15 protein-coding genes are annotated in these 16,655 nt (G+C 43.7%); 9 read left to right on the top strand and 6 right to left on the bottom strand.

The window, feature by feature from the left end; genetic code table 11:
- Positions 1 to 32: 32 nt before the first annotated feature.
- Positions 33 to 1,136, bottom strand: a complete 1,104-nt coding sequence (locus L1765_RS02835; protein WP_236404526.1) for a cation:proton antiporter — start codon at positions 1,134 to 1,136, stop codon at positions 33 to 35.
- 205 nt (positions 1,137 to 1,341) lie between these two features.
- Here L1765_RS02835 and mnmA point away from each other — a divergent pair, with 205 nt between their 5' ends.
- Entirely contained in the window at positions 1,342 to 2,439 is a 1,098-nt protein-coding gene (mnmA, locus tag L1765_RS02830) for a tRNA 2-thiouridine(34) synthase MnmA (protein ID WP_236404476.1), read from the top strand.
- A gap of 53 nt (positions 2,440 to 2,492) precedes the next feature.
- On the opposite strand, the gene L1765_RS02825 is transcribed toward mnmA, so the two are convergent.
- Together L1765_RS02825 and L1765_RS02820 are read right to left on the bottom strand one after the other, a co-directional pair.
- Complete coding sequence (locus L1765_RS02825) at positions 2,493 to 2,747, bottom strand: hypothetical protein (protein ID WP_236404475.1); 255 nt, start codon at positions 2,745 to 2,747, stop codon at positions 2,493 to 2,495.
- Between the two features lie 66 nt (positions 2,748 to 2,813).
- Complete coding sequence (locus L1765_RS02820; RefSeq protein ID WP_236404474.1) at positions 2,814 to 3,569, bottom strand: alpha/beta hydrolase; 756 nt, start codon at positions 3,567 to 3,569, stop codon at positions 2,814 to 2,816.
- Between the two features lie 339 nt (positions 3,570 to 3,908).
- On the opposite strand from L1765_RS02820, the gene pdhA reads away from it, so the two are divergent.
- The 5 genes from pdhA to L1765_RS02795 all read left to right on the top strand — a co-directional run bounded on the left by pdhA (position 3,909) and on the right by L1765_RS02795 (position 9,659).
- Complete coding sequence (gene pdhA, locus L1765_RS02815) at positions 3,909 to 4,994, top strand: pyruvate dehydrogenase (acetyl-transferring) E1 component subunit alpha (protein ID WP_236404473.1); 1,086 nt, start codon at positions 3,909 to 3,911, stop codon at positions 4,992 to 4,994.
- Positions 4,995 to 4,998: 4 nt separating this feature from the next.
- Positions 4,999 to 5,979, top strand: a complete 981-nt coding sequence (locus L1765_RS02810; protein ID WP_236404472.1) for an alpha-ketoacid dehydrogenase subunit beta — start codon at positions 4,999 to 5,001, stop codon at positions 5,977 to 5,979.
- Positions 5,980 to 5,991: 12 nt separating this feature from the next.
- Positions 5,992 to 7,305 carry a dihydrolipoamide acetyltransferase family protein gene (locus L1765_RS02805; protein ID WP_236404471.1) on the top strand — a complete coding sequence of 438 codons (1,314 nt, stop codon included), beginning with the start codon at positions 5,992 to 5,994 and terminating at the stop codon, positions 7,303 to 7,305.
- 1 nt (position 7,306) lies between these two features.
- A complete protein-coding gene (gene lpdA / locus L1765_RS02800; protein WP_236404469.1) occupies positions 7,307 to 8,722 on the top strand; it encodes a dihydrolipoyl dehydrogenase in 1,416 nt (471 codons plus the stop codon).
- A gap of 76 nt (positions 8,723 to 8,798) precedes the next feature.
- Positions 8,799 to 9,659 (top strand): substrate-binding domain-containing protein, encoded by an 861-nt coding sequence (locus tag L1765_RS02795; RefSeq protein WP_236404467.1) that lies wholly within the window; start codon positions 8,799 to 8,801, stop codon positions 9,657 to 9,659.
- A 3-nt stretch (positions 9,660 to 9,662) separates the two neighbouring features.
- Here L1765_RS02795 and L1765_RS02790 read toward each other — a convergent pair whose 3' ends face one another.
- On the bottom strand, positions 9,663 to 10,694 hold the full coding sequence (locus L1765_RS02790) for a ThiF family adenylyltransferase (protein WP_236404465.1): 1,032 nt from the start codon (positions 10,692 to 10,694) through the stop codon (positions 9,663 to 9,665).
- Between the two features lie 239 nt (positions 10,695 to 10,933).
- Between L1765_RS02790 and L1765_RS02785 the strand changes: the two genes are divergently transcribed.
- Positions 10,934 to 12,739, top strand: coding sequence for an aldehyde ferredoxin oxidoreductase family protein (locus tag L1765_RS02785; protein WP_236404462.1), 1,806 nt, complete (start codon positions 10,934 to 10,936; stop codon positions 12,737 to 12,739).
- A gap of 122 nt (positions 12,740 to 12,861) precedes the next feature.
- Here the strand turns inward: L1765_RS02785 and L1765_RS02780 are convergent, their stop codons facing one another.
- Positions 12,862 to 13,116 (bottom strand): hypothetical protein, encoded by a 255-nt coding sequence (locus tag L1765_RS02780; RefSeq protein WP_236404461.1) that lies wholly within the window; start codon positions 13,114 to 13,116, stop codon positions 12,862 to 12,864.
- A 1-nt stretch (position 13,117) separates the two neighbouring features.
- Positions 13,118 to 13,396: a ubiquitin-like small modifier protein 1 gene (locus tag L1765_RS02775; RefSeq protein WP_236404460.1), complete on the bottom strand. Its 279-nt coding sequence runs from the start codon at positions 13,394 to 13,396 to the stop codon at positions 13,118 to 13,120.
- 90 nt (positions 13,397 to 13,486) lie between these two features.
- Between L1765_RS02775 and L1765_RS02770 the strand changes: the two genes are divergently transcribed.
- Entirely contained in the window at positions 13,487 to 14,737 is a 1,251-nt protein-coding gene (locus tag L1765_RS02770; protein ID WP_236404457.1) for a molybdopterin molybdotransferase MoeA, read from the top strand.
- Complete coding sequence (locus L1765_RS02765; RefSeq protein ID WP_236404456.1) at positions 14,731 to 16,641, top strand: molybdopterin biosynthesis protein; 1,911 nt, start codon at positions 14,731 to 14,733, stop codon at positions 16,639 to 16,641. The genes L1765_RS02770 and L1765_RS02765 overlap by 7 nt, the downstream gene beginning before the upstream one ends.
- The last annotated feature ends 14 nt before the right edge of the window (positions 16,642 to 16,655 follow it).

Here is a 16,655-nt window from a genome sequence, read left to right as displayed (position 1 = left end):
ACAAAGGGGAGCCGCAACGGGCTCCTTTTGTTCTATGCTTTAAAAATCCACTTCATCATCGGAGGGGTAGCAATCGTAGTAACCAAAACCACCACGACCATCACCGCAAATAATTCATTGCTGAGCAGAGCAGACTCAAGTCCTATTGTTGCAATGATTAATGCCACTTCCCCCCGGGACACCATGCCTGCTCCAATTCCCATGGAACTTCGCCAAGAGAATCCGCCTATTTTGGCACCAATGGCTGAACCGAACAATTTGGTCATAATCGCAAGTAAACTAAAAATGATAATTATTCCAAGGTTGTCGCCAATTCCGATAAGTTCCACCGTTACACCAATGGATGTGAAGAAGACTGGTACAAAAATTGAGTAACTGATTGTTTCGACTTTTTCAAAGACTTCATGCTTGTAATGGGTAAGGCTAATTCCAACTCCAGCGATATAGGCACCTATGATCGCTGCTACACCGGTATATTCAGCCAGAAAAGCAAACAGAAAGGCGATCATTAATCCGGCAGAAATAACGGATTCCGTTACCTGAAGATTGGCAAATCTTTTCAAAAACCAGGGAACAGCTTTCCAGGATAACAGGATGGCCACTGCAAAGAAAAGGATCTTCTTCATGAGAACGACTCCGATATTTACGTCCCCTCCCGCAACACTCATTAAAAAGGCCAGAGCGATAATCACCAGGATATCATCAATCACCGCTGCTCCCAGGATGGTAGCTCCTTCCCGTGACTTCAATTTACCCATCTCTTTAAGGGCTTGGACGGAAATGCTGACGCTGGTTGCAGAAAGAAGCAAGCCTAAAAAAAGGGATTCCAGGGTAGACAACTTAAGCAGATAACCTGCGCCAAAACCGATTGTCAAGGGGAAAATGATACCCGCTACACCCACTAAAGCTGAAGCTTTACCAGTTTTTTTAAACTCCTCAATATCTGTTTCCAACCCGGCAATAAACATGAGAAGGATAACCCCAATTTGACTGATTTCCTTTAAAATTTCCGTATCCTTTACCAGACCCAGAACAGCAGGACCCAAAACAATTCCGATCAGCAGTTTTCCCAAAACAGAGGGTTGCCCCAACCTAACGCTGATATCTCCTGCGATTTTTGATGCAAAAAGAATGATCGCTAGTTCCTAAATAAGCACATGTACCTCCTAAAAGTCATTAAAAATTTATTGATACCATGTTTTACGAAAAGAAATCAGTTTGGTTTCATCATAGTTTTCATCAAAATCATGGGTTATAATCAACGAAGTTTTTACATTTTCTTTTTTATTGTATATACTAAATCCACGTACAATTTATTCAAACAGAAGGGCGGAAGGGATAATGAGAAAGAAACCTGAAGAAATTCGTGTGGTTGTTGGGATGTCAGGTGGTGTGGATTCTTCGGTTTCCGCTTTATTGCTTAAGCAACAAGGTTATCAGGTGATCGGTGTCTTTATGAAAAACTGGGACGATACCGATGAATTTGGACACTGTACCGCTGAAGAAGATTTTGAGGATGTGCGGAAGGTCTGCGGACAGATCGGCATCCCTTATTATACCGTTAATTTTGAAAGGGAATATATGGACAAGGTGTTTCAGTATTTTCTGGATGAATACAAGAGGGGGAGGACCCCTAATCCGGACGTGATGTGTAACCGGGAAATTAAATTTGGGGAGTTCTTGGAGAAAGCCCTTGATCTTGAGGCGGACTATATTGCTACGGGGCATTATGCCCGGGTAAGAGAAGTGGATGGTGAGTATCAGCTCCTTAGAGGTGTAGATTCTAATAAAGATCAAACCTATTTTTTGAACCAATTAAACCAATATCAGCTATCAAAAGTCATGTTTCCCATTGGACATTTACCGAAACAAAGGGTTCGGGAAATTGCTGCAGAGGCAGGTCTTGCCACAGCCAGAAAGAAGGACAGCACCGGGATTTGCTTCATCGGTGAACGAAATTTTAATGAGTTCTTAAGCAATTATTTGCCGGCTCAACCCGGTGAAATCAGGACATTATCTGGTGAAGTAGTCGGGAAGCATGAAGGGTTAATGTATTACACATTAGGTCAACGGCGTGGGATGGGTATCGGAGGGAAAGGAACAGGTGAACCCTGGTTTGTGGTGGACAAGGACTTAAAGAGCAATATTTTGTACGTGGCCCAAGGGGCCGATCATCCAAGATTATATTCAAAGGGGCTTTTTGCTACAGATGTAAATTGGATCGATGGTAAAAAACCTGAATCTTCCTTTACGTGTACGGCAAAGTTTCGGTATCGTCAGCCGGATCAAGAGGTTTTTGTCCACGTCAAGTCTGATGATACCTGTGAAGTTATGTTTGCACAACCGCAGAAAGCCGTTACCCCCGGTCAGGCCGTGGTATTTTACCAAGGGGAAAGATGCTTGGGCGGAGGTATGATTGACCAAGTGTATAAAGATTAAACCAGGGATAACCCCTGGTTTTTTAAATTGGTTTTGTTCTATAAAAAGTTAGGTTACTGAATATGATTTACTTGCTGCAGGGCCTGATTGGCCAATTGCTGAAGCTGCTGCAATTGCTGTACAGCCGTTCCTTCCTTGATAGCAAATTGGGACATAGCGGCCTGTTGTTGAGTGGGATTCGCATTTTGCATTTGTTGCGCCTGCTGTTGATTTTGCTGCTCTGATTGTTGAAGCTGCTGTGCCAACTGTTGAATCTGTTGAAGCTGCTGCTGCAATTGTTGCCTTACTTGTTGGTTTTGTACTGGCATAAAATTAATACCTCCTTGTGGATTATAATCAACAACAGTTTATATCTTTCTCTTATTGCATTTCATTTATTCAGTCAAATGGTGGATGTGATTTGAAAAATAGTACATTAAAGCATTTGGAATTTCCTTCTGCCAAAATCCCCAGATATGTCTCCCTGGTTTCTCAATATATTGAACAGATGCTTGCCTTTGGATTAATAATTCTTTTGTTTCACGATTTATCTCTAAAAAGTTAAAGGTTCCTGCGGGGGTTTCCACTTGTGTTTCATCCAATCCGACCAGCATATAAATGCGAAGATCGCTTAAATGATCTTCCTGTTTAATCCTTTTTTGCGTTGAGGGGAAGAATGCTCCGGACAGAGAAATGAGATTTCGAAACAAATCAGGATAATCCAAAGCAAGGTGTAGGGAAACGGTCGCCCCTAAGGAATCTCCTGCTAATATTCTGTATTCTGCTGCGGTACGTATTGGGTATTTCTCCTCAATATAGGGGATCAGTTCTTGGGTAAAAAATTGGGTATAGGGAATAAATCGCCTCCCCTGGGGAGAATATTCCTGGGTACGAATTGATTTTTTCACACCTACTCCAACAATTATAATCGGCTCCATTCCCAGTTCTAAAATCAGATAATTGGTTATAGTAGCAATTCTTCCCAGCCGAAAAAAATCATCGCCATCCTGGCAATAAAGTACGGGATAAGACAATAGCTCCTGATAACCCGGTGGAAGGTAAACTCTCAATTTTCTTTCTTCCCCTAAAAATCTGCTTGCTATCCCTTCCTGTTTAAATGTGCTTTTTACATATTTCCATTGATCTGTCATGATTCTCACTCTTTCTATAGTGCATCCAGATTTATTAATCCTTCGCTTATTTTTCCCCAATATAACATAAATAGAACTTCATGTTGTGTTAAATACTGAATGTATATGAGTGTTGAATCAAAATGGTGTCATTCTAAAATCTGTAATATATTATACTAGATATTATTATATAACAGAATTAATTAAATAACAAAAACCCTGGTTTTATAATGAATATTGTAAATTACTAAATATAACAGAAACACATCGCTGTTATATTTATGCTTTACACTATCAAAATAGTGTTTTAATATTATGGTAGAAGTTTCTATCCCAATATAAAAACGATGAGGTGATCCTATGAGTATAACCCTCGAGAAGGGAAGAAAAGGTCAATTTCAAACGCTTTCCATATTAGATGCTGACGGTAATGTAGTTAATCAGGAAGAAATGCCCCTGTTGTCTGATGAAACGCTTCGTGAGTTCATGAGGAAAATGGTTTTTACAAGAATTTGGGACCAGCGAGCGATCAGTTTGAATCGTCAGGGACGTTTAGGCTTTTATGCCCCTGTGGCCGGGCAGGAAGCAACGATGATCGGAAGTCAGTCTGCCATTCAGAAGGAAGATTTTATCCTGCCAAGCTATCGGGACATACCCCAGATCGTATGGCACGGACTTCCTTTATATCAAGCATTTCTATATTCCCGCGGTCACCAGCATGGAGGACAAATTCCCGAAGGGGTAAACGTGTTGATGCCCCAAATTATTATCGGTGCCCAAATCGTTCAAACTACGGGTATCGCCATGGGGTTTAAATTAAGGGGCAAAAAAAATGTAGCACTTACCTATATTGGTGACGGTGGAACGTCCCAAGGGGATTTTTATGAGGGGATTAATTTTGCCGGGGTATATAAAGTTCCAGCCATTTTTATCATTCAAAACAATCGATATGCCATTTCTGTTCCCTTAGAACTGCAAACTGCAGCAGAGACATTGGCCCAAAAAGCGGTTGCAGCAGGTGTTCCTGGGATTCAAGTGGATGGAATGGATGTGTTGGCTGTATATAAAGCAGTCTCTGATGCGGCGGAACGAGGGAGAAGAGGGGAAGGTCCTACGGTGATAGAAACCCTTACTTATCGCTTTGGCCCCCATACGCTGGCAGGTGACGACCCGACCCGTTACCGGACCCTGGAGGAAACCAATGAATGGGAGAAGAGGGATCCGCTCATTCGTTTCCGCAAATACTTGGAAAAGAAGAAGCTGTGGACAGAGGAAGATGAAAACCGTGTCATTGAAGAGGCCAAACAGGCGGTAGCGGATGCCATCAAAAAAGCAGATGAATATGAAAAGATGACTATTCCTGGACTGATTGACAGTATGTTTGAAGAACTGCCTTCATATTTACAAGAACAGAAGGCCTTATATTCGGTAAAGGAGGGGAAATAAGACCATGGCACAAATGACCATGATTAAGGCGATCACCGAGGCGATGCATCTCGAGTTGAAACGTGATCCCAATGTATTAGTATTTGGTGAAGATGTCGGGAAAAACGGGGGGGTTTTCCGGGCTACAGAAGGGTTGCAGCAGGAATACGGTGAAAATCGAGTGTTTGATACGCCATTGGCTGAATCAGGAATTGGTGGCTTGGCCATAGGGCTTTCCCTTCAAGGGTTTCGTCCCGTTGTCGAAATCCAGTTTTTCGGTTTCGTATTTGAAGTGTTCGATTCCATTGCCGGCCAGGCAGCGAGAATGAGATACCGGTCTGGGGGGAGATATCATTGTCCGATTGTTTTTCGCTCTCCCTATGGTGGGGGGGTAAAAACACCTGAGCTTCATGGGGATAGTTTAGAAGGACTAATGGCCCAAACTCCCGGGCTGAAAGTGGTCATCCCGTCAAACCCCTATGATGCTAAGGGATTATTAATTTCTGCCATTCGGGATAATGACCCAGTTATCTTTCTTGAGCATATGAAATTGTACCGCTCTTTCCGTGGTGAAGTACCTGAGGGAGAATATACGGTTCCTATAGGAAAAGCGAACGTGGTTCGGGAAGGTGAGGATATTACCCTCATCACTTACGGAGCCATGGTCCAAACTTCTTTAAAGGCTGCGGAAGAACTGGAGAAAAACAGAGGGGTTAAAGTGGAAGTTATTGATCTTAGAACAGTGAGCCCCATTGATATTGAAACCATCGTCCAATCCATAAAAAAGACAAACCGTGCCATTGTCGTTCAAGAAGCTCAAAGAATGGCAGGAGTGGCTGCAGAAGTGATCGCACAAATCAATGAACGGGCCATATTGCATTTGGAAGCGCCGGTATTGCGGGTTACAGCACCGGATACCATATATCCCTTTGCTTCCATTGAAGATGAATGGTTGCCCAATCCAAAACGGGTTATTGATGGAGTAAATCAAGTATTGGACTTTTAAGGAGGTGTTGATGTGGGACTGTTTCAATTTAAGTTGCCGGATATCGGAGAAGGTATCCATGAAGGTGAAATCGTAAAATGGCATGTGAAACCAGGAGATGAGATAGAGGAAGATCAAGTGATTTTGGAAGTGCAAAATGACAAGGCCACTGTGGAGATTCCTTCACCGGTGGGAGGGAAGGTAAAAGAAGTACTAGTTGATGAAGGAACCATTGCTGAAGTGGGAGATGTGTTAATTACCTTTGAGGTTAAAGGAGAGGCTGTTGCAAAGGAAAATGACACTGCTTCAGTAGTACAAAATGAAGCTGAAGAAAAAACAACTCTTTCAAAAGAACGGGTAGCAGAAACCGCTGACACCAGGAAGATCCTCGCTACCCCCAGTGTCCGCAAGTATGCCCGTGAAAAAGGGGTGGATTTGGCAAAGGTTAACGGTACGGGAAGACATGGACAGATCACAAGGGAGGATATAGAGACCTTTTTGTCTGGTGCCCAAGGAGATAATGTAGCAGAGGATAAAGGAGCAGAGGAGCAAGCTGTAAATGTGAGCACAGCGAAAGGGAAAGATGCAGTGAATCGAACAGTGCAGGCAGTGCCGGATGCCCTGCCTTTTGTTGAAGCTGTTGGACGTTTCGAAGAACGTGTTCCATTAAAGGGGATAAGAAAAGTAATTGCCAGTGCAATGACGAAATCCATGTATACGGCCCCCCATGTTACCTTGATGGATGAAGCAGATGTATCCAAATTAGTGGCCCTTCGGCAAAAGGCAAAACCAATTGCGGAGAAAAAAGGGATAAAGCTCACCTACCTTCCTTTTATCGCCAAGGCATTGGTGGTTGGTGCTAAGCAGTTTCCTGCGATAAATGCATCCATAGATGATGAGAAACAAGAAATTGTTTATAAAAAGTATTATCATATAGGAATTGCCACCGATACAGAAAATGGGTTGATTGTACCTGTGGTAACAAACGCTGACAGGAAAAATATATGGACAATTGCTAGTGAGATTGCCGACCTAGCCAAACGGGGAAGGGAAGGAAAGTTGGCTCCTCATGAGTTAAAGGGAAGCACCCTGACCATCAGCAACATCGGCTCAGCAGGAGGGTTGTTCTTTACACCTGTGATTAACTGGCCAGAGGCAGCCATTTTAGGGGTTGGCCGTATCTCTGAAAAACCTGTTGTTAAAAATGGAGAAATTACCACAGCTTCCGTCATGGCTCTATCTTTAAGTTTTGACCATCGGTTAATTGATGGAGTAACCGGACAGCAATTTATGAATTACATCAAGCAGCTGCTTGAAGACCCGCAGTTGCTGGTGATGGAGGTATAATATGGTTGTTGGAGAATTTACAACTGAAGTCGATGTATTGGTGATTGGTGCAGGCCCTGGGGGATATGTGGCGGCCATAAGGGCTGCCCAATTAGGTAAAAATGTTACATTGGTAGATAAAGAAGGTGAATTTGGAGGAGTTTGTCTTAACCGTGGGTGTATCCCCTCCAAAGCTTTAATCTCTGCTGCTCATCTGTATAAAACCATAAACCATGCGGCAGCCATGGGCATTGAAGCACAAAGAATAGAAGTAAATTTTCAAAAAGTTCAGGAGTGGAAGCAAAGAGTGGTCAATAAACTGACCGGCGGAGTTGGTAGTTTATTGAAGGGGAATAAGGTTCAGGTATTAAAAGGCGAAGCCCTTTTTGTCAATGAAAAAGAGGTGCGTATCTTTGACGGATATGAGGTGAACCGATATCGCTTTAACCATTGCATTATTGCCACAGGATCCCGGCCCGTTGAGTTAAAAAATATTCCTTTTGGCGGACGAATTCTCTCTTCCACCGAAGCCTTGGAATTGACGGAAGTTCCAAGATCTATGGTCGTAATTGGTGGAGGCTACATTGGGATTGAATTGAGCCAGGTTTATGCCAAGTTTGGAACGAAGGTGACCATTTTAGAGGGGACAGATTCCATTTTACCTGGCTTTGATAAGGAGATGACACGTTGGGTTACCCGTCAACTAAAAAAGGACGGAGTAGAAGTATATACGGAAGTAATGGCAAAAAGTGCTGAACCCTCAGATAATGGGGTAACCGTTACCTTTAATGTGAAGGAAGATGAGAAGAAAATAGCTGCAGAGTATGTCCTGGTTACGGTCGGTCGCGTTCCTAATACGAACGACTTGGGACTTGATGCCATCAATATGCAAATGGATGAACGGGGCTATATTGAAATTGATCGGCAATGCCGGACCAGTGTCAGTGACATTTATGCCATCGGGGATATTGTTCCTGGTCCTGCTTTGGCCCATAAGGCATCCTATGAAGGAAAAGTAGCCGCAGAGGCGATTGCGGGGAAGGCAAGTGCCATCGATTATAAAGTGATCCCTTCCGTCGTGTTTTCAGATCCTGAAATGGCCAGTGTCGGATTATCCGAATCGGAAGCAAAGGAACAAGGATATCATGTATCGGTGGGCAAGTTTCCATATGCAGCCAATGGCCGGGCATTATCGATGAATGTTGGGGATGGTTTTGTAAAAATTGTCGCTGATAAAGAAACGGGGCTGGTATTGGGGTCACAAATTGTTGGTCTGGAAGCTTCCAATTTAATTGCAGAAATGGGATTAGCCATTGAAATGGGAACGACGCTGGAAGATATCTCCTTAACGATCCATGCCCATCCCACCTTAGGGGAAATCATCATGGAAGCGGCAGAAGGAGCCTTAGGCCACGCCATACATCAAGTAAGCAAGTAATCAGAATGGCTTTTCCGTCCATATACAAGTATACTTAAGAGAAAAGGAATGGAAAAGAAGCGGGGGAGGATTTTTTGTGAAGCGTCAATCTTTTATTGTTCTAATGGTGCTGTTTTTTACGATTGGAATTGCAGCGGGTTGCTCCAATTCAGCGAATGAACCCGTTCAAGGGCAGGATAAGCCAGGTAACACACCGGACAAAACAAATGGCATGATCCGGCTTGCTACGACAACCAGCACCAAAGATTCAGGGCTGTTGGATCAATTGATCCCAGCCTTTACCCAAAAATATGGTATCGAGGTCCAAGTGTTGGCCCAGGGAACCGGTCAAGCGATAAAAACGGGAGAAATGGGAGATGTTGATGTGATTTTGGTCCATGCCAGATCTGCTGAAGATCAATTCGTAGCTGAGAAGCACGGTGTTAACCGCAGAGATGTCATGTACAATGATTTTGTCGTTTTGGGACCCGCTGATGATCCGGCAGGAATAAAGGGAATGGATGTAACGAATGCAATGAAGAAATTGTCCGAAGGAAAGGCAAAGTTTATTTCCCGTGGAGATGACTCAGGTACCCATAAAAAAGAAAAGAGTCTTTGGAGTAAAGCTCAAATTAAACCATCAGGAGATTGGTATCTTTCTGTCGGAAAGGGAATGGGTGACACCCTAATCATGACCAATGAATTGCAGGCTTATACATTGTCTGACCGGGGGACCTACCTTTCGATGAAGGATAAGTTAAATCTGAAGGTACTGGTTGAAGGGGATAAGCTGTTATTTAATCCCTATGGAATCATTGCTGTCAATCCAGAAAAGCACCCTGGAGTTAATTTCCAGGGTGCCATGAAATTGATTCAATTTATTACATCCGATGAGGGGAAAAAGATCATTACTGAGTTTAAAGTAAACGGGGAACAGCTTTTTTACATTGACAAATAATATTTACATGCCAATGTATTTGGCATAAAGGGATCGGGCGACAGTTAAATCGTCGGTTCCCTGCACAAGGACCCGTCCATCGGGGAATATGACAAGATTATAATCATCGATATAGAAGCGGAGCAGAAAATGATTCTGTTCCGTTTTTCCTATATTTTTTAATTTCGAAGCCAACAGATCCAGATTTAATTTCTGTTGATGACTTGGAAGAATTTGCACCGTATTTCTCCCACACAAAGATACAGCCTGATTTGTTTCTTTGGCGGGGTCGAGGAATTCAAATTCCCTTTTTCCGCAAGAAGGACATTCAGGATTTCTTGCTTTTTTTATGCTCATCTGCATATGTTGGTTTTCCCAAACAAGATAATGTTCCAAATTGGGGTTGATATGTTCCTCATCTCCAACCAGGATCTTTAAAGCTTCCACTGCCTGAAAGGAAGCAATGATACTGACCACAGGAGCAATCACACCAACGGTGTCACAAGTTTCAGTGTGGCCGGATTCAACCGGTTGATGGAAAAGGCATCGCAAACAAGGGGTTATCCCTGGCCGTATGACTGCAAACATTCCCTTTGCACTGACCGCACCTCCATAAACCCAGGGAATTCCATGCTTCACACACACATCATTAATCAAAAAACGAACTTGAAAATTATCTGTCCCATCCAGAACAAGATCGCTCTCTTTTAGCAAATCCTCTGCATTTAACGCATTTAAGTCAGTTAGTACGGCATCAATGGTAACATCAGAATTGATGGCTTCCAATTTCTTTTTGGCCGCAATTACTTTAGGCAAATTCTCTTTGGCATCTGACTCATCATATAAAATTTGCCGCTGTAAGTTGGAAGGCTCCACAAAATCCCGATCGATGATCCGAACATAACCAACACCACTTCGAACCATATGGTTTGCATGGACACTCCCCAATGCTCCCATCCCCACGATGGTAACCCGGCTATTGGCTAATTTTTCTTGTCCTTCTCTGCCGATTGGCGGGAATAGAAGCTGCCTGGAATAACGAATTTGTTGATTCATGGTCCCTCACCCTTTCTATATTTCCTATAATAATAATTCATGTCTCGTTCGTGATAGATGTTATATTTTTTATCCCTTTATCGTATTTATGGTAAAGGAGATCGTTCATCCATCTAGGATACAACAAAAAAAAGAAAAAAGACAGAATATTTAGCAGGAATTTTGTTGTGGATGTAGAATTTCATCAGAAGTTGAAGTCCATAATCACAAAATTTGATCATGAAAAGGGGAGGTTGTTGATGAGTTTAGGCGGTTATAGAAATCGTGAAGCATGGGTGGACCTTACAACGGGTTCTGTAGAGTACAAAACGATCAACGAAGAATATGCCCGCAAATATGTAGGAGGAAGGGGATTAGGAGTCCGATATATGCTTGATAACGGCCCTGAGGTGGAAGCCTTTTCTCCTGAGAATCTCTTGTGTGTGATGACTGGACCATTAACAGGAACAAGAGTAAACATGAGCGGAAGGTTATGTGTAGTATCAAAATCCCCTTTAACAGGAACAGTGACAGACTCCCATATGGGAGGATGGACGGCCGCCCGATTGAAATGGGCAGGTTTGGACAATATTATTTTCAAAGGGAAAAGTGATAAACCGGTTTATCTTCTGGTGGAAAATGGAGAAGCCACTTTACATGATGCCAGTGATCTTTGGGGGAAAAGCACCCGGGAGACAGTGAAAAAACTTCAGGAAAGATACGGAAGTGAAACCAGTGTTATGGCCATAGGCATTGCCGGAGAAAACTTGGTCCGTTTTGCGGGTTTTATCAATGAGCATGATCGCGCGGCGGGACGCGGCGGAACCGGTGCAGTGGCCGGATACAAGAATCTAAAGGCAATCGTGATTAAAGCAGAACAGAAAGGAAATATGCCGGAAGCCAATAATAAGGAGAAGTTTCCAGAAGCCCAGAAGAAGGCTTTGAAGGCACTGATGGATAGTCCGGTAACTGCTCCTAAAAAGGGTGGACTTTCCTTATATGGAACTAATGTTTTGACCAACATTATAAATGAAGCAGGAGCCCTTCCTACTCGAAACTCTTTAGAAAGTCACTTTGCAAACGCTGAAGCACACAGCGGGGAAACGATCCGTGATACCATCCTGGTGTCAGAACCTACCTGTCATGCTTGCCCTGTGGCCTGTAAGAAAGAAGTTGAAGTGAAGGATGGCAAATATAAGACGAAAGTAGAAAGCTATGAGTATGAATCGGCTTGGGCATTGGGGGCCAATTGCGGCTGTGACAACCGTGACGCCATCGCCTACATGATTAACCAATGTAACGAATATGGAATTGATACCATTGAGATTGGCAATACCCTGTCTATGGTGATGGAGGCTTCGGAAAGGGGACTCATCCAGGAGAAGATTTCTTGGGGAGACGCAGACAGCATGATTGATCTGATTGAAAAGACTGTGAGGCGTGAAGGAATCGGTGATATCTTGGCTGAAGGAACGGGTCGTGCTGCTGAGAAATTTGGTGATGCCCAGATGGCAATGGTTGTAAAAAATCAAGCTATTCCAGCCTATGACCCCCGAGGAATCCAAGGGATTGGGTTAGGATATGCCACCAGTAACCGGGGTGCCTGTCACCTTCGCGGATATACTGTAGCCAGTGAAATTATGGGGATCCCAGAACCGACGGATAGGTTAAAACCGGAAGGAAAAGGAGAACTGCTGAAAATATTTCAGGATATGTTGGCTTTCTCAGATTCCCTTGATATTTGCAAATTCTCCTCATTTGCTCAAAATGCAGAACATTATGCTGAACAATATTCAAGTGTCGTTGGTATTGATATTACGATGGATGATGTTTTTAAAATTGGGGAACGGATTTACAACTTAGAAAGGTATTACAATAATTTGGCCGGATTTGACGGCAAGGATGACCAGTTGCCGAAGCGTTTCCTTGAGCTTCCGGGAACAGGGGGAAGTAAGGGAGAGGTGAGCCACCTGCCCCAAATGCTGCAGGAGTACTACCAAGCAAGGGGCTGGAACAACGGAGTGGTGCCAGAGAAAAAGCTCCATGAGCTGGGAATTGTATCCTAGGATTTATCAGGAACAACCTCGTGTTCGTGATAAAGGGGTTCAATCGGAAGTACAAAGTTAAAATAAATGAGAGGAAGGAGGGCGAAGGCCCTTCTTTCCTCTTCATGAACGATAAAGGTGATTCAGCCCCCGGCACGCATGGTTTTTCTGCGGAATTCCTTGATGACTTCATTTACTGATTTGTCATCTCCTGAAAAAGTAATATAGGTAACCGGAATGGTCAGGGATCCAAAGGATAGGGTACCTTCTTCAGAGAGGGAAGCCGACCAGCCGTTTCCCAAAAAAAGCTTCTCACTTTTTGCCGAAATGGCTAATTGATGAAAGTACTCTTTCAATTCATGTTGGGGAATCCCGCGAAACTCTAAGACTCGTTTCATATCATCCACCTCCTACCGGAGGGAATAGAGCGATTTCATCACTTTCCTTTAGAGGAGTGGCCAATCCTTTGCCATGAATGATATTTTTGCCATTCACAAACACATGGACTAGGGGTTTTAATTGATCATCATCAATAAACAGTTCTTCTTTCATCTGAGGATGGTTTTCAATGAGCTGCTTCAGTACTGTTTTTACATCGTTGTTTCCATGATTAAGGGGAATATGCAGTTCTTTCATTGAGCAAATTTCCCGAAAGGTGGCAAATAGCTTAATCTTCATGGATAACCTCTCCTTTGTCACTTTTATTTATAACACCTATGATTTAACCAATATTTTACCATACTATTATATATAATAAGGGATGATTTGATGAAATTTTTCAATGTTCATACAGTGGAAGAGGCATTTCAAGTGATTGATGTACAGTTTCTTCCGTTTAGGCCTCCGATTGTACTTCCCCTAGAAGAAGCTTTGGGAAAGGTTTTAGCGGAAGATATTATTTCATTAGAAGATGTACCTCCATTTTCAAGGTCTGCTGTAGACGGATATGCTGTCATTGCCAAAGATACTTACGGGGCATCTGAATCCCTTCCGGCATTTCTACAAGTTTCAGATAGCATAGAAATGGGACAAGAGGCCAAAACGCCATTGACAACTGGACAAGCGCAGTCCATTCCTACTGGCGGTATGCTTCCACCCGGTGCTGATGCCATTGTGATGATTGAGCATGTGGAAGATATCGGGGGATTGTTAAATGTTTACCGTCAGGTATCCCCTGGAGAAAATGTGATTCGGGCTGCGGAAGATGTGGAAAAAGGGGAAAAAGTGATGCCCAAGGGGAAGCGTTTAAGACCTCAGGATTTGGGAGTTCTTGCCGCCATTGGACAGATGGAGGTTAAAGTATATCCTTCTCCAACAATAGGCCTGCTTTCCACCGGTGATGAGATTGTTTCACCTGATACAAAAGAATTAATGCCAGGTCAGATTCGGGATATTAACCGGATTGTAATTCGAGCTGCTGTGGAACAGCTAGGGGGTAGAGTAATTGATGGTGGAATCGTCCGAGATGATTATGAAGAGTATTTCAAACGGGCTTCCCAATTATTTGAGCAAAGTGACTTTTTGATTCTATCAGGGGGAAGTTCCGTTGGAACCAGAGATTATACTACCCAGGTGCTGCAGGCTTTGGGAGAACCGGGCGTCCTTATTCATGGTGTATCAGTTAAACCCGGAAAACCCACTATTATCGGAAAAGCGCAAGGAAAGCCGGTCATGGGTCTTCCCGGTCATCCTGCTTCAGCCCTGATAATTTTTGATTTATTTGGACGCCGGATCATCGAGCGGTTACAAGATCTGTCGCCTAAAGCCTATGATGGGCGGCTCTCGGCAAAAATCAGCCGGAATATTCCTTCTGCTGTCGGAAGGACAGATTATATTCGGGTGAGATTGGAGGAAAGAGACGGGCAATTATGGGCAAATCCAGTTTTTGGTAAATCAGGATTAATTTTTACCATGGTGGAAAGTGACGGGATCGTGGAAATTCCATCCCAAAAAGAAGGAATTCTTGAAGGGGAAACCGTGCAGGTTATGCTGTTTGAAGGGAGTGGACATCGATGTTGAAGGGTATGAGGAAAATTTATCTGGAGGATACACCGCTACTTCAAGCCAAACTTCAATTAATGGAAAAAGCACCGTTAGAAAGGAAAGTGGAACAGATCCCTACTCAAAATGCCCGTGGACGGGTTACGGCTCATCCAATTTTTGCCCATCTTTCGATGCCCCATTATCATGCATCCGCCATGGACGGAATTGCGGTGAATGCTGAGCGTACCTATGGAGCCCATGAGCAGAACCCGGTTTACTTGGAAAGAGGAAAGGATTTTGTTTACATCGATACAGGGGACCCTTTACCTGAAGGATTTGATTCGGTCATTATGATTGAAAATGTCCAGCAGCACGGGGAGGAAGAGGTTGAGATCATTGAACCGGCAAGCCCTTGGCAACATGTCAGACAGGTTGGGGAAGATGTGATATCCGGTGAGGTGATTGTTCCGGGAAATCATCGGTTACGTCCGGTAGATTTGGGGGCCATTTTAGCCGGTGGAGTCACCCAAATTCCTGTGATTAAGAAGCCGATAGCAGGAATCATCCCTACAGGAACAGAGCTTATACCGCCTTCCCGTGAACTGAACAAAGGAGAAATCATTGAATTTAACGGAACCGTTTTTTCAGCCTATTTGGAAGAATGGGGAGCAGAGCCTCTCTATCACGGAATTGTAAAGGATGATTATGAGGCAATTAAACAGGCTGTTCTTCAAATGGTTGAAAAAGCGGATATGGTGTTGTTAAATGCCGGTTCTTCTGCAGGATCAGAAGACTATACCGTCCATGTGATTGAAGAAATTGGGGAAGTGATTACCCATGGGGTAGCAACCAGACCCGGCAAGCCGGTGGTTTTGGGAGTGGTAAATGGAAAGCCGGTCATCGGTTTACCTGGATATCCTGTATCTGCCTATTTGGCGCTGGAATGGTTTGTGCGTCCCTTAATATATCAATGCTACGGGTTGCCAGAACCCAAACGGCCAACATTAAGGGCAACTTTAGGAAGACGAGTAGTGTCAGTGATGGGAGCCGATGAATTTGTACGCATGACCATCGGTGCCATTGACGGGAAATATGTGGCCAATCCGTTAACAAGGGCGGCCGGCGTCACCATGTCACTGGTTCGGGCTGACGGGCTCCTGGTCATTCCCTCCAATAGCTTGGGGTATGAACAGGGTGAAGAAGTAGAAATCGAGCTTTATCGTTCACTAGATGAAATCAATGGGACTACGGTCATGTCGGGGAGCCATGATTTGACCATTGATATTCTTGGTTCCCAGTTTCATCAAAAATACCCTTCACGATACTTATTTTCTTCCCATGTCGGAAGCATGGGAGGAATTTTGGCGATTCGAAAGGGAGAGGCCCATGTTGCCGGGATCCATTTATTTGATGAAGAAAGCGGTGAATACAATATTCCCTTCGTCAAAAAGATGTTGGGTGATCAGGAAGTTGTCCTCGTCAATCTGGTTTACCGGACCCAAGGGTGGATCGTAAAAAGAGGTAATCCGTTGGGGATTGAGAAAATAGAAGATCTGTTTCAATCTCATATCCGGTATATTAACCGTCAACGGGGAGCAGGAACTCGATTGCTTTTTGATTATTTGATCAAGAAAACGGGGCTTCAAGCAAATCAATTGATCGGATATGATCGGGAAGCTTATTCCCATCTAAGCGTGGCTGCTGCTGTTGCTGGAGGCTCCGCTGATTGTGGCCTGGGGATTTATTCTGCTGCCAAGGCCATGGATCTTGATTTTATTCCCGTAGGGGAAGAGCGTTATGATCTATTGATGACGAGAAAATATTATGAAAGCGAGGCAGGGCAGGAACTGCTTGAACTCATCCAGTCCCCATCTTTTCAGTCTGAGGTTGAATCCCTTGGTGGTTACAGCATGAGAGATGTCGGAAGACGCCTTTTATAAAGTAGAAGTACAAT

Origin of the sequence: Microaerobacter geothermalis (assembly GCF_021608135.1) — a bacterium.
GTDB lineage: Bacteria > Bacillota > Bacilli > DSM-22679 > DSM-22679 > Microaerobacter > Microaerobacter geothermalis.
This window is presented reverse-complemented; position numbering and strand designations above follow the sequence as displayed.